The sequence below is a fragment of the Gluconobacter sp. Dm-44 genome (assembly GCF_018256175.1).
Classification (GTDB): domain Bacteria; phylum Pseudomonadota; class Alphaproteobacteria; order Acetobacterales; family Acetobacteraceae; genus Gluconobacter; species Gluconobacter cadivus.
Genome location: NZ_JAERLZ010000013.1, coordinates 1 through 13,202 on the forward strand (window position 1 = coordinate 1; position 13,202 = coordinate 13,202).

A 13,202-nucleotide genomic window follows, 5' to 3' on the forward strand; every position below is an offset into this window, starting at 1 on the left:
CACTTATCCCCACAATCCATTGAGAATCCGAAATGAAAAAAACATGAAAAAAGCGCCTTTACGGCGCTTTTTTGGGTTCAAACCCGCTTTTATCGCGGTCAGCCCGCTGAAACTGGCTTCCCATCAATCGTAAGGGCCTTGTCGGTGGCCGAAACCTTTACGGCTTCACCATCGTGGATGCTTCCTTCAAGCAGCAGGCTGGCCAGCGGGTTCTGCAGGCTGCGCTGAATGACACGCTTGAGTGGGCGGGCACCGTAGACTGGGTCGTATCCTTCTGCCGCCAGCCATTCGGTTCCCTTCTCGTCCAGTTCCAGATCAATCTTGCGATCTTCCAGCAGCTTCTGGAGACGGCTGATCTGGATCTTAACGATCCGGTCCATATCCTTGCGCTGCAAACGGGAGAACAGAATGATTTCGTCCAGACGGTTCAGGAATTCCGGCCGGAAGTGATTCCGTACGACCTGCATCACCTGCGGACGAACTTCATCCACTGATTCACCATCCGGCAGATTGGCCAGAACTTCGGAGCCAAGGTTGCTGGTCAGGACAATGATCGTGTTGCGGAAGTCCACCACACGTCCCTGCCCGTCCGTCAGACGTCCATCATCGAGAACCTGAAGCAGAATGTTGAAGATGTCCTCATGGGCCTTCTCCACCTCATCAAACAGGATCACCTGATAGGGACGACGACGAACGGCTTCCGTCAGCACACCACCTTCATCGTAACCGACATAGCCTGGAGGGGCGCCGATCAGACGGGAGACCGCGTGCTTCTCCATGAACTCACTCATGTCGATCCGCAGCAGGGCCTTCTCATCATCGAACAGGAATTGCGCCAGAGCCTTCGTCAGTTCGGTTTTGCCAACACCCGTCGGACCAAGGAACAGGAACGAACCGATCGGACGGTTTGGATCCTGAAGACCGGCACGGGCCCGGCGGACGGCGTTCGACACCGCGACAAGGGCCTGCTCCTGCCCGACGACGCGATCACGCAGCGTGTCTTCCATGCGGATCAGCTTGGCGCGCTCGCCTTCAAGCATCCGGTCCACCGGAACACCCGTCCAGCGGGACACGACCGAGGCCACGCCCTGATCTGTCACGGTATCAGCGAACAGCCCACTTTTCGACGAGGCGTCCTCTTCTTCCTGCGCCTTGGCGATTTGAGCTTCAAGGTTCGGAATCAGGCCGTACATCAGCTCTGAAGCCTTACCGAGATTGCCCTGACGCTGCGCGACCTCCACATCGGAGCGCGCGGTATCAAGCTGCTCCTTCAGCTTCTGGATCGCATTCACCCGATCTTTCTCGGCATGCCATTCGGCACCCATCGCGTCGGACTGCTCTTCCAGATCGGCCAGTTCGGCCTCCAGTGCGACCAGGCGATCCTTCGACGCGTTATCGTCTTCCTTGCGGATGGCTTCCCGCTCGATCTTAAGCTGGATGATACGACGGTCGAGTTCGTCCAGAGCTTCCGGCTTACTGTCGATCTGCATCCGCAGACGGCTGGCAGCCTCGTCAATCAGATCGATCGCCTTGTCCGGCAAGAAACGATCCGTGATGTAGCGATTGGAGAGGGTTGCAGCCGCAACGATGGCGTTGTCCGTAATGCGGACGCCATGATGCAGTTCGTACTTCTCCTTGATGCCACGCAGGATCGAGATCGTGTCGGCAACGGACGGCTCACCCACGAAAACCGGCTGGAAACGACGGGCCAGAGCCGCGTCCTTCTCAATATACTTACGATATTCGTCGAGCGTCGTCGCACCCACGCAATGCAGCGTTCCGCGCGCCAGTTCCGGCTTGATGAGGTTGGACGCGTCCATCGCCCCATCGGATCGACCAGCGCCGACAAGGGTGTGCATTTCGTCAATGAAGAGAATGATCTCGCCTTCAGCCGTCTCGATTTCCTTGAGAACAGCCTTCAGACGCTCCTCGAACTCACCGCGATATTTCGCACCGGCAATCAGCGCGCCCATGTCGAGCGACATCAGCTTCTTGTTGCGCAGGGCTTCAGGCACGTCACCATTGACGATCCGCTGCGCGAGACCCTCAACAATGGCCGTTTTGCCCACACCCGGCTCACCGATCAGAACCGGATTATTCTTGCTACGACGGGCCAGAACCTGAATGGTCCGGCGGATTTCCTCATCACGGCCAATAACCGGATCGAGCTTGCCAGCCTGAGCCACAGCCGTGACGTCACGGGCGTATTTCTTTAGGGCGTCGAACGTATTTTCCGCAGATGCGCTCGTGACGGTGCGTCCTTTGCGGATTTCTGCAACAGCACGCTCCAGAGCCCCCGCACTGGCCTTGCCCTCTACAAGCGCCTTGCCCGCAGCCGTATTGCTGGCGGCAATCGCCACAAGCAGACGGTCCTGCGCCACATGACTGTCGCCAGCGACTTTCGCAGCGGATTCCGCACCATCCAACAGACGGGCAAGATCCGGCGTCATCTGGGGCTGGCCCGCACCGGCACCCTGCACTTTCGGCAATTTGGCAAGGGCGGCATCATTGGCGGTCTGAACGACCTTCGGATCGCCACCCGCTGCGCGGATCAGGCCGGATGCCGCGCCCTGTTCATCATCCAGCAGGGCCTTGAGCAGATGCTCCGGCGTCAGCTGCTGGTTGTAGTCCCGAAGCGCAATCGTCTGTGCGGCCTGAAGAAAGCCCTGGCTGCGTTCGGTAAAATTCTGAATGTCCATAGTCTTTGAAGTCCTCGTATGCCCCGTTGCGGCAGCATTGATGTTCTTGGCCGCCCCCGGAAGCAGCGGCCTGTGACTAATATTTAGGCAGTCATTTTTTCGTTTCAAGAGCCTCGCGGAGACGTTTTGCCGGCCCCTGCAACACGAGATCCGCCTTCGAAAGACGATCGAACGCGTTGCGGTTCTGGTGCCAGTACGGATAGATCAGGTCCGGCGCACTCACATCGTCCAACCTGCGGACCTGCTCCTGCGTGAGACGAAGCGACGCGGCAGCGAGATTGTCCAGAAGCTGGCTTTCCTTGCGCGCGCCCAGAACCAGCGACGTGATCCCCGGCTTGTGCAGCGTCCAGGCCAGCGCCACGCGGGCCGCGGAAACGCTGTGCTCTTCCGCGATCTGCACCAGAACCTCGACCGTATCGTAGAGCTTCTTCAAATCCCGGACTTCGGGCTCCGGCCAACCGGAAATCCGGCGGGAATCTTCCGGTGCCGTCTTGCCGCGACGATACTTCCCCGTCAGCAGGCCACAGGCCAACGGGCTCCAGACCTGAACGCCCAAGCCCTGATCCACAGCGAGCGGCAGAAGCTCATATTCGGCATCCCGCGCTTCAAGGGAATAATAGAGCTGCTGGCTGACGGGGACGATCAGACGATCCCGCTCCGCGGCACCCAGCAGCTTCATCGCCTGCCAGCCTGCAAAATTGGAAATCCCCGCATACCGGATCTTGCCCTGATCGCGCAGGGTCTGGAGCGCCTCAAGCGTTTCTTCAACCGGCGTCAGGCCATCCCATTCGTGCAGATAATAGAGGTCGATATGATCGCGCCCCAAACGACGCAGACTGTCTTCGCAGGCATTAAGAATGTGATGGCGCGACAGGCCCTGTTCGTTCGGTCCCTTCCCCGTCGGAAAACGCACCTTGGAGGTCACGAGCAGTTCGCGGCTGCGTCCCTGAAGGACCCGCCCCAAGATTTCCTCCGCCTCACCGCCGGAATAGGCGTCCGCCGTGTCGAACATGTTCACACCATGCTCGACGCAGATGTCCACCATCCGCGTGGCTTCGGCGACATCCACCTTCCCGGTGGCGGCAAAATTGCCCTGCCCGCCGAATGTGACCGATCCGAAATTGAGTGCTGAAATCTTGAGGCCCGAGCGACCAAGCTGACGATACTGCATATCCATCAGGCTCCTTCTTGCTGAGACGTAGTGCAATGCAGAACACCCGAACCCTAGATCGGTCCCGGTAAAATCGCCCCCGCTCTCGAAAACGTGAGAGGGTTGCGCAGATCCCTTCCGCAAACCCTGTTCACAAACGACGCCCCGGTCCATGATCGACGTCAAAATCCTGTCCGCCGTCATCTTTTGGAGATGCAATGCCCTCAAATCCCCTTCGTCGCGCCCTTATGGCCTGCGCCCTCATCTCTCCAGTACTGTCCGCCGGAATTGCCAATGCCGCCGATCCCGCGGCCTGCATGCTCGATCTCGCCAAGACCCGGAACGGTACGCTTGGCCTGCCGAACCACGCGGAAATCACGCCGGACGGTCACTCCGTCCTGTTCCTGCGTTCGGGACCATTCGACACGCATCTGCATCTTTATCGCTACGATCTGCCGGACCACGCGATTCATGAACTGGCCGCACCGGCATCAGGGCCAGAACATCTGTCGGTAGAAGAAAAAGCTCGGCGCGAACGGGCGCGGCAGAGCATGTCCGGCATCACCGATTACCAGATGAGCGAGGACGGCGGCACGGTTCTCGCCTCACAGGGCGGGCAGCTCGAACGCATCGCTACGGATGACGGGCGGGTCACGCCGGTCGAAGGTCAGTGGATCGCACCCCGCCTCTCACCGGACGGCCTCAGCCTCGCCGCCGTGCGGGATAATGAGCTTTATAGTGTCGATCTGGTCAGCGGACGTGAAACGCGCCTGACGACCAGTGGCAGCGACACGCTAAGCCATGGCCTCGCCGAATTTGCCGCCGCCGAGGAACTGGAACGCGCGGATGGTGCCTGGTGGTCTCCCGACAGCAAGACCATCCTGTTCGAGGAAGCCGATAACAGCGACGTCGAAAAGCACTACATCACCAACCCCGAAGCCCCGCAGGCCGAGCCCGTCACCTTCCGCTATCCCCGCGCGGGCACGAACAACGCCAAGACGCGCTTCGGTCTCGTGGACGCCAAAGGCGGCCCAATCCGCTGGATTTCATGGGACCACGACGCATGGCCCTATCTCGGTCGCGTCGTCTGGCGGAAGAATGCCCCCCTCGCCATCGTCCTGCTCAACCGCGAACAAACGAAAGAGCAGCTTCTCACAATCGACCCCGCAACCGGCGCGCCCCATCTCCTTCTGGAACAGTCCGACCCGGCATGGATCGAACTGGACCCGCGCGCCGCGTCCGGCGGCCACAACCTGCCCGTCTTCCTTGACAACAACGCAGGCTTTCTCTGGGCCGCAGACCGGGGCAAAGACTGGCAGCTCGAACTCCATACCCCGGACGGAAAGCTAGAGCGCGTCCTGACGCCGCCCGGCCTATCCTATATCGCCCTCAACGATTACGACGCCGAACATAACAGCCTTACGGTCACGGTCCGCGCGAACCGGCTGGACAACGAGGTCGTGCATATCGATCTGAAAACCGGGGCCGTCACGCCGTTCGTGACGGAGCGCGGTATTCACAACATCCATGTCACCAACGGCACGCACACGGCCATGGTGGATACGTTCGCCAGTGCCGCCGGTACGCGCCAAACGCTGGTGCGGGATACGGCAGGTCATGTCGTGGCGACACTTCCGGGCGTGGCCCAGCCCCCAAAACTTCCGGTTCATGTCGAGTTCACGACCGCAGGGGCGCGTGATCTGGACGCCGCCATCATCCGGCCGGAGAATTTCAGCGCCTCAAAACATTATCCGGTCGTGCTGTCCGTCTATGCCGGACCGGGCTCCAAAATGGTCCACGACACGCCAACGTCTTATCTTGATGACCAGTGCCTCGCCAATCAGGGCTATATTGTCGTCACGCTCGACGGACGTGGGACGCCGGGACGCGATCATGATTTCGAGCGGGCCATCAAGGACAACCTGATCGATCTGCCACTTCAGGACCAGATCGACGGTCTTCAGGCGCTCGGCAAGCGTCATCATGAAATGGATCTCTCCCGCGTTGGCGTGCATGGATGGTCCTTTGGCGGCTATTTCACCGCCATGGCGACCATCCGCCGTCCCGATGTGTTCAAGGTCGGTGTGGCGGGGGCACCGCCGGTCGATTTCGCGGATTACGACACGGCCTATACCGAGCGTTATCTCGGCACCCCTCAGGAGGACCCGGAAGGCTATCGCAAGAGCAACGTCCTGACCTATGCCGACACGCTGAGACAGCCGCTTCTGCTTATGCACGGCATCACGGACGACAACGTCTATTTCGAAAACACCATGAAGCTGACGCAGGCCCTGCTCCATGCAGGCAAGCCCTATGACCTGCTGCTACTACCGGGCACGCATATGCTGCCCGATCCTGTCATTCGCGCCCGCGTAGCCCAGCGACGCGAGCAATTCCTGCACACGGTTCTTCAGCCCGGAAAATAATCACGACATAAAAAAGGGCCGGATCACGCGATCCGGCCCTTTTTTGAAAATATAGCTCCGCTCAGACGGCAATACCGTCGAACAGTTCCACACCGGACCGTACTGCCATGGCCTGTCGGTAGGCCTCGATCTCAGGGGGATAAACCACCCCACGGATCAGCGAGAGGCTGTGCAGATGCGCGAACAGATGGATATCATCCGTGGAGAGTTCGCCATTTACGGCCTCGGGCGAACGGATCAGCGGTGCCAGATCTTTCAGCAGTGCATTGAGCTGCGTCAGTTCTTCGGTCTTCTCTTCCAGCAGTGCGCTGAAGGCGCCGACGGAAGGCTCCTTGCGGCGGATGAATCCGGCGCGTGCGGATGTAGTGCCAAACTCCGGCAGCGGCGCGGCAGCCGCGCGGGGAAGAAACAGGCGATAAAGGGGCGCAGCGGCCCTCTGGAGCCAGGCCGTAATCTCCGGACGCGTGTCTCCCGTCAGAACGGGCGTTCCGATCCCATCGATATGCGTAACGATATCCATGCTTTCAGGCATGAAATGTCCGTTTTCTTCAAGGATGGGAACGACCTTGCGACCCACCATGCGGACCGGACCGTCCACATCATCATTCAACAGAATGCGCTTCTCATAAGGGATCTTTTTGAACCCGAAGATCATCCGCGCCTTCGTGCAAAACGGGCAGTGCTCATAAATATAGAGAATATAGGGTGCGCTCATGCTGCCTTCCTGTGTCTGACGGGTGCCTTCTCAGGCTTCTCCGACTGATGAAGAAAAAAGAAGCGGGTCGATCTCGATGGCGTCCAGCGCCTGTCGCCATTTCTTTGTATGGTCGGCGCCAAACACGATCTCACTGCTTGCCGGTGCCACAAACCACGAACTGTCCCGCAGGATTTCCTGTTCAAGCTGGCCCGGTGCCCATGCGGCATGTCCGAGCGCCATCATCGCCTGTTTCGGTCCGCGTCCGGCAGCGATTTCACGCAGGATATCCAGACTGGCAGTCAGAGTCGTATGTCCATCGACCGCCAGACTGCCCTCCCCTGCCCAGTCTGCCGAGTGCAGGACAAAACCGCGTGAATGCTCGACCGGGCCGCCCATACACACGCCGATCCGGCGTTCCGGCGGATTGGGATCGATTCCAAGCTGCGCGAACAGATCGTCCAGCCCCGGCTGCGCGAGACGCTTGTTGACGATCAGCCCCATTGCCCCGTCCTGCTCCGAATGAGCGCAAAGATAGATCACGGTCCGCTCAAAAAACGTCTCCGCCAGCGCAGGTGCCGCCACGAGTAATTGCCCCGTAAGGCCAGTCTCTTTACCCATCGCCGTCACAGCAGGGTCCGTCAGGTTGTCATTGCGTCCATCGAGTGTTTTTTTCATGCCTGCCAACATGGGTGCATCCCTTCCTGTATTGCAAGCGTTTGCCTTCAGGAGTGTTAATGACATCCAATGTCACTGACCTGAGCCCCGCACTGCCCACGAACCGCCCCTGCCGGGTGCGGACTGTCCGTCTGGAGATTGTCATGCCTCTCACCGTCCTCGTCACCGGCGCCACCGCAGGTTTCGGCCATGCCATTGCAACACGGCTTGTCCGCGAAGGCCATCGCGTCATCGCCACCGGACGCCGCAAGGAGCGGCTCGAAGCCCTCAAGGACGAACTGGGCGAGAGCGTTCTGCCCTTCACACTCGACATGACCAACCGTGACGCCCTGCGCGCCCTGCCCGCCGCCCTGCCCGAGGACTGGCAGGATATCGACGTTCTGGTGAACAATGCCGGTCTCGCCCTCGGCATGGAACCGGCACAGGACGCCGAACCCGACAACTGGGAATCCATGATCGCCACCAATGTTTCGGGCGTTGTCGAACTGACCCGGGCGCTTCTGCCGGGCATGGTCCAGCGCAATACGGGCTACATCATCGCTCTGGGCAGCACGGCCGGGACCTATCCCTATACCGGCGGGAACGTCTATGGCGCGACCAAAGCCTTCGTTCACCAGTTTACCCAGAATCTCCGCACGGATCTGCTCGGCACCCGCATCCGCGTGACCAATATCGAACCCGGCCTGTGTGGGGGTAGCGAATTCAGCAATGTGCGCCTGGGTGACGATGCCAAGGCAGCAGCCGTTTACAAGGACACAACGCCGCTGACCCCGGAAGACATTGCCGGAACGGTCTCCTGGCTCATCGGCCTGCCGTGGCATGTGAATGTCAATTATCTGGAAATGATGCCGGTCTGTCAGGCCTCGGGCGGTCTTGCGGTGAACCGTCATGTCGGTTGAAATCGGCCTCCCCCCACAGCTTCGCATTACGGACGGGAAAAAATTCCGCCTATCCTCCATACCGACGAATGACAAACTCGGTCGTCAGAAGAACGAGTCCCGTACCCGTATCCGCGACTGCGTGGACCGGATGTCCGTCCTGCAACAGCGTCTTGCGGCCTATGCGACGCATGGCATCCTCGTCGTTCTTCAGGGCATGGACACTGCAGGTAAGGACGGCGCGATCCGGCACGCATTCTCGGGCCTGAACCCGCAGGGCGTGCATGTTACGTCCTTCAAGGCCCCTGCCGGAATTTCGACACGCCATGACGATCTGTGGCGCATCCATCTCGCCGTTCCATCACGCGGCGAGATCGGCATTTTCAACCGCAGCCATTATGAAGACGTTCTGGTGGAGCGCGTTCATCCGGACATGGTCCGGGCCCGCGGGCTCAATCCGGATCTTCCGGATTTCTGGGATCACCGTTTGCAGGATCTGCGGAACTTCGAGAGCTATCTGCACCGGCAAAACATCATCGTCCTCAAGCTGTTCCTCCATATTTCGCCGGAAGAGCAGCGTCTGCGCCTGCTCAAGCGACTGGACCATCCAGAAAAACGCTGGAAATTCAGCCCGTCCGACATCAAGGAGCGTGAGTTCTGGCCGCATTATACCGCGGCTTACGAAGAGGCCATCCGCGCGACCTCAACGCCTGAAGCCCCGTGGATCGTCATTCCATCGGACCATAAATGGCTTGCCCGCGTGCTCGTGGCCGAAGCGCTGCTGGATACACTCGAAAGCCTGCATCTGAAGGAACCGGAACAGAAACTCTCCGATTCCCTCCGCGATGCCCAACAGGCGTTGCTCAAAGGTGCGGCCAAAACCGTCTGAGCCAGACCATGCCGATTTTCTCCCGTCTCAGGCGTTTACTGTCTCCACCAGCCGGACCCTCCGGTCTGGCGGAGATCGCCCGAAGCGTGACCATGCTCGAAACCTGCCCGGTGAAGTGCGTCTCTTCGTCGGGCCTGTCCGCCCTTCCCCATCCGGAGCGAAATCCGTTCCGGGATTGGGAAAGCATGCCGGTCACGGTCCAGCACTATGCCCTGCGCAATATCGTGCTGGACCAACCCCTGATGACCCTGCTGCATGCAGGCCATCCCGTCTCCGAAACAGCCTATGTTCAGCCCCCGGATGCTGTCCGCGCCCTGACGCTGCGCCCGGCCGACATGATAAGCTGCACGTCTTTCAAGGGCCTTACGGCAAGTTGCGTCGATCACTGGGCTTCGAATTACTATCACTGGGTCGCCCATACGATCCCGACCCTGCATGTCCTGTCCCTACAGGATAAGGCCGTTCGCCTTGTGCTGCCCGAACACATGCATCCCTGGCAGTTCGAGACGCTGGAGCTCTTCGGCCTGACGTCCGACGCGCATATCCGCCTGCAACAGGGGCGCCAGTACGCGTTCAAGGCGCTTGATTACATCACCTTCGTCAATGGCAGCGCGGATTTTGCCATCTCGGATCTCTCCCGTGCCGCCTATGCCCGTCTTCGACAGGCCGCGGGAGTCTCGGCCCAACCTGCGGGGCGGCGGCTTTATATCGAACGCGGAGCTTCGGCCAACCGGCATGTTCCCAACGAATCCGAACTGGCGGACGCACTGGAAAAACTCGGTTTTGAGCGCGTCCGTCCTGAAACCCTCTCCCTGACCGAACAGATCCGTCTGTTCAGCGAAGCCGAAATAGTTATGGGCATGCTCGGCGCCGGGATGGCCAATATCGCCTGGTGCCAGCCGGGAACCCTCGTTTACGAACTCGTTCCGTCCCACCACGTCAACCCGTGTTTCGCCGCGATGGCGACACAGGGTGGCCTCCGCTACTGGGCCGATGTCTTTCAGACGGGTGCCGCACAGGAAAACCATACAGACAATGCTTTAATCCCGCTCCCCGTCACAGATATCCTTGACCGCGTCCGGGATCTAACCGCCCGCCTGCCTCAGACCTAAAAACAAAACCCCGCCGAAGACCTGCTCCGGCGGGGTTTTACGTCACTCAGCTCCTGAAAGATGGATCAGGAACGGCGCTTGCGGCTCGAACCATCGCCACGCGGGCCGTCGCCGCCTGCAGGCTTCTGACGGCTAAAGCCGGAACCGCCGCGTCCCTTGTAGCCGCTTCCGCCGCCAGCACCACCACGCGGGCCGCCCTTGAATCCGCCACCCGAACGACCACCGCCGCCAAAACGCTTGCCTTCACCGGGGTTACGACCACGTGGGCCCATGCCGCCAGCAGGCGCTTCAGACGGTTCGATCGTCACTTCATCAGCGTCCGCACCGGCGAGGCAGGACTTGAAGCGCGCAACGCTCTCATCGGCGATCTGGAAATAGGTCTGTTCCTGATCGATACGGATGCTGCCGATTTCGCGCTTCTGCACACCACCCAGACGGCAGATCAGCGGGATCAGCCATTTCGGATCGGCACGCTCGGTCCGGCCGACGCTCATCTTGAACCACTCGCCCGCCATGACGTGCTCTTCACGCGGCGCGCGCTCACCACGCTCGCCGCGCTCTGTGTGACGCGGGGCTTCGACGGACATCGGGCGGAGCTGCTCGACCTTCGGAAGACGCGCGCGGTACAGACCCACCAGCGCAGCCGCGAGCTTCGTGGCGTCGTATTTCTCGGCGAGCTGATTGACCAGTTCGTCGGACATGTCGTCCACGGCATTCGTCAGGATAGGATCGTCCATCAGACGGGTCTTGTCCTGCTCGGCAATCGCCGCAGCGGTCGGAACAGCTTCCCATTCCGCTTGGATCTTGGCCATCTGAAGCAGACGCTCAGCCTTGCGACGCTGGCTCACCGGAACCATCAGAACGCTGGTGCCCTTGCGGCCCGCACGGCCGGTCCGGCCCGAACGGTGCAGCAGGGTCTCGGCAGCCGTCGGGATGCTGGCATGGATCACGAGGTTCAGGGCCGGGACGTCAATACCACGGGCCGCAACGTCGGTCGCAACGCAGACACGCGCCTGACCGGAACGCAGGCTCTCGATCGCACGGCTGCGCTCGTTCTGCCCCATCTCGCCGGAAATGGCGACGGATGCAAAACCACGCTCAAGCAGGGTTGCCTGAACCTGATTGACCATCATGCGGGTGTTGCAAAACACCATCGCCGTCGGGCTCTCGTAGAAACGAAGCACATTGACAAGCGAGCGCTCGATTTCCTGCGGCGGCGTGACAACACAGCGATAGGTGATGTCGGAATGCTGCTTCGCACCCGACACCGTGTCGATCCGCTCGGCATTCTTCTGGTAACGACGTGCGAGCGACGCGATTTCGCGGGCGATCGTTGCGGAGAACAGCAGAGTGCGACGCTCGGCCGGAGCGGCATCAAGCAACTGCTCGAGTTCTTCACGGAAGCCCATGTCCAGCATCTCGTCGGCTTCGTCGAGAATGACGCAGCGCAGAGCGGACAGGTCGAGGGAGCCGCGCGACAGATGATCGCACAGACGGCCCGGCGTGCCGACAACGATATGAACGCCACGGCTCAGTTCGCGGGCTTCGCTGCGGGCATCGGTGCCGCCAATGCAGCTCGCAATGCGGGCACCGGTTTCGGCATAAAGCCATTTGAGTTCGGACTGGACCTGAAGCGCCAGCTCACGCGTCGGCGCGATCACGAGCGCCATGGGCTGAGGGGACGGCGGAAGGCGATCTGCGTCTCCGAGCAGGGTCGGAGCAATGGCCAGGCCGAAGGCGACGGTCTTGCCCGACCCCGTCTGCGCGGAAACCAGCAGGTCGCGCTCGTCCAGCCCCGGCTGCAGAACGGCTTCCTGAACAGGAGTCAGCTGTTCGTAGCCACGTGCCTCAAGGGCGCGCTTGAGGGCAGGATGGGTATCGGGAAAAGGCATATTTTATGAACACTCGGCAAACGTCACGCCGACGACAGGATGCGGCGGCTGGAATGCCGCTGCATAAAGACTTCCGCTTCAAAATACCAGAAAGAACGTATGCCGAGGTTTTTCTTGTGTTTGCGGCTCAGGTTCTGGGCTTGCGGCCAATCACGGCATGAACCGTATCGCGCCATGCCGTCAGGTCTTCCGGGGGAACGACCTCGCCCGTATCCAGCTCCGCCAGACCGGTGCGGGACATAAGAACGCTCACCAGCCGCACGCGGTCCGCAGGCTCCAGCGCCTGCCAGATCGCAACGGCCTTCGCCGCATGGAACTGGTCGGAAAATGTCAGGATCAGCGGCGCACCGGGCTTGAGCACACGCACGATTTCCATCAGCACAGCCAAAGGCTGCGTCAGATAGGCCAGACCGTCGCACAGCGTCACGGCATCGAAGCTGTCATCTTCAAAAGGCAGCGTCGGCTCGTCATTGAGATCCTGCACAACCCGTTCGCTCAGAACCGGATTGGCCTCCAGAGCCGCTTTCGCAACGCCAAGCCCGATCACGCGCTGAAACTGCGCTTCCTTCGGATAGTGACTCAGCGCTCCAGCCATCAGATCCAGCACGGCGCCCCCAACCGGCAGAGCGGTCTGATACAGGGCCGTTACGGCTGTCTGCGCACCCATGTCCATCAGCGAATCCGGGATGCGCTGTGCATGGAAGATCGTGTCAGGCTCGTCGTTGGCACGCGTGAATGCCGCGACGTGCATTCCTTCAAGCTGTTCCGGGCCGCTCATATCCAC

The 13,202-nt window shown here is 60.6% G+C and carries 10 protein-coding genes; 4 read left to right on the plus strand and 6 right to left on the minus strand.

Annotated features, from left to right (window positions below; all coding sequences use genetic code 11):
- Positions 1–98 precede the first annotated feature (98 nt).
- A complete protein-coding gene (gene clpB, locus JK213_RS13040; protein ID WP_194263144.1) occupies positions 99–2,699 on the minus strand; it encodes an ATP-dependent chaperone ClpB in 2,601 nt (866 codons plus the stop codon).
- Between the two features lie 91 nt (positions 2,700–2,790).
- The gene (locus JK213_RS13045) at positions 2,791–3,870 is read right to left on the minus strand and encodes an aldo/keto reductase (protein WP_194263190.1); all 1,080 of its coding nucleotides are present in this window, start codon (positions 3,868–3,870) and stop codon (positions 2,791–2,793) included.
- 197 nt (positions 3,871–4,067) lie between these two features.
- Here JK213_RS13045 and JK213_RS13050 point away from each other — a divergent pair, with 197 nt between their 5' ends.
- Positions 4,068–6,275: a S9 family peptidase gene (locus JK213_RS13050; protein ID WP_194263145.1), complete on the plus strand. Its 2,208-nt coding sequence runs from the start codon at positions 4,068–4,070 to the stop codon at positions 6,273–6,275.
- A 61-nt stretch (positions 6,276–6,336) separates the two neighbouring features.
- Here JK213_RS13050 and grxB read toward each other — a convergent pair whose 3' ends face one another.
- Complete coding sequence (gene grxB / locus JK213_RS13055; protein ID WP_194263146.1) at positions 6,337–6,990, minus strand: glutaredoxin 2; 654 nt, start codon at positions 6,988–6,990, stop codon at positions 6,337–6,339.
- Positions 6,991–7,020: 30 nt separating this feature from the next.
- The gene (locus JK213_RS13060) at positions 7,021–7,647 is read right to left on the minus strand and encodes a YqgE/AlgH family protein (protein ID WP_194263147.1); all 627 of its coding nucleotides are present in this window, start codon (positions 7,645–7,647) and stop codon (positions 7,021–7,023) included.
- A gap of 143 nt (positions 7,648–7,790) precedes the next feature.
- Here JK213_RS13060 and JK213_RS13065 point away from each other — a divergent pair, with 143 nt between their 5' ends.
- Genes JK213_RS13065 through JK213_RS13075 form a run of 3 tightly spaced genes read left to right on the plus strand, consistent with a single transcriptional unit; the run spans position 7,791 to position 10,526 of the window.
- Positions 7,791–8,546: an SDR family NAD(P)-dependent oxidoreductase gene (locus JK213_RS13065; protein ID WP_194263191.1), complete on the plus strand. Its 756-nt coding sequence runs from the start codon at positions 7,791–7,793 to the stop codon at positions 8,544–8,546.
- Positions 8,536–9,414 (plus strand): polyphosphate kinase 2 family protein, encoded by an 879-nt coding sequence (locus JK213_RS13070; RefSeq protein ID WP_194263148.1) that lies wholly within the window; start codon positions 8,536–8,538, stop codon positions 9,412–9,414. Before JK213_RS13065 ends, JK213_RS13070 begins: the two co-directional genes overlap by 11 nt.
- An 8-nt stretch (positions 9,415–9,422) precedes the next feature.
- Positions 9,423–10,526 (plus strand): DUF563 domain-containing protein, encoded by a 1,104-nt coding sequence (locus JK213_RS13075; protein WP_194263149.1) that lies wholly within the window; start codon positions 9,423–9,425, stop codon positions 10,524–10,526.
- A gap of 65 nt (positions 10,527–10,591) precedes the next feature.
- Here the strand turns inward: JK213_RS13075 and JK213_RS13080 are convergent, their stop codons facing one another.
- A complete protein-coding gene (locus JK213_RS13080) occupies positions 10,592–12,418 on the minus strand; it encodes a DEAD/DEAH box helicase (RefSeq protein WP_194263150.1) in 1,827 nt (608 codons plus the stop codon).
- Positions 12,419–12,545: 127 nt separating this feature from the next.
- Positions 12,546–13,196 (minus strand): class I SAM-dependent methyltransferase, encoded by a 651-nt coding sequence (locus tag JK213_RS13085; protein ID WP_194263151.1) that lies wholly within the window; start codon positions 13,194–13,196, stop codon positions 12,546–12,548.
- Positions 13,197–13,202 lie beyond the last annotated feature (6 nt).

Excerpts from the sequence above, each read along its gene's own strand:
- clpB (WP_194263144.1), bottom strand. The coding sequence starts at position 2,699 with ATGGACATTCAGAATTTTACCGAACGCAGCCAGGGCTTTCTTCAGGCC.
- JK213_RS13045 (WP_194263190.1), bottom strand. The coding sequence starts at position 3,870 with ATGCAGTATCGTCAGCTTGGTCGCTCGGGCCTCAAGATTTCAGCACTC.
- JK213_RS13050 (WP_194263145.1), top strand. The coding sequence starts at position 4,068 with ATGCCCTCAAATCCCCTTCGTCGCGCCCTTATGGCCTGCGCCCTCATC.
- grxB (WP_194263146.1), bottom strand. The coding sequence starts at position 6,990 with ATGAGCGCACCCTATATTCTCTATATTTATGAGCACTGCCCGTTTTGC.
- JK213_RS13060 (WP_194263147.1), bottom strand. The coding sequence starts at position 7,647 with ATGAAAAAAACACTCGATGGACGCAATGACAACCTGACGGACCCTGCT.
- JK213_RS13065 (WP_194263191.1), top strand. The coding sequence starts at position 7,791 with ATGCCTCTCACCGTCCTCGTCACCGGCGCCACCGCAGGTTTCGGCCAT.
- JK213_RS13070 (WP_194263148.1), top strand. The coding sequence starts at position 8,536 with ATGTCGGTTGAAATCGGCCTCCCCCCACAGCTTCGCATTACGGACGGG.
- JK213_RS13075 (WP_194263149.1), top strand. The coding sequence starts at position 9,423 with ATGCCGATTTTCTCCCGTCTCAGGCGTTTACTGTCTCCACCAGCCGGA.
- JK213_RS13080 (WP_194263150.1), bottom strand. The coding sequence starts at position 12,418 with ATGCCTTTTCCCGATACCCATCCTGCCCTCAAGCGCGCCCTTGAGGCA.
- JK213_RS13085 (WP_194263151.1), bottom strand. The coding sequence starts at position 13,196 with ATGAGCGGCCCGGAACAGCTTGAAGGAATGCACGTCGCGGCATTCACG.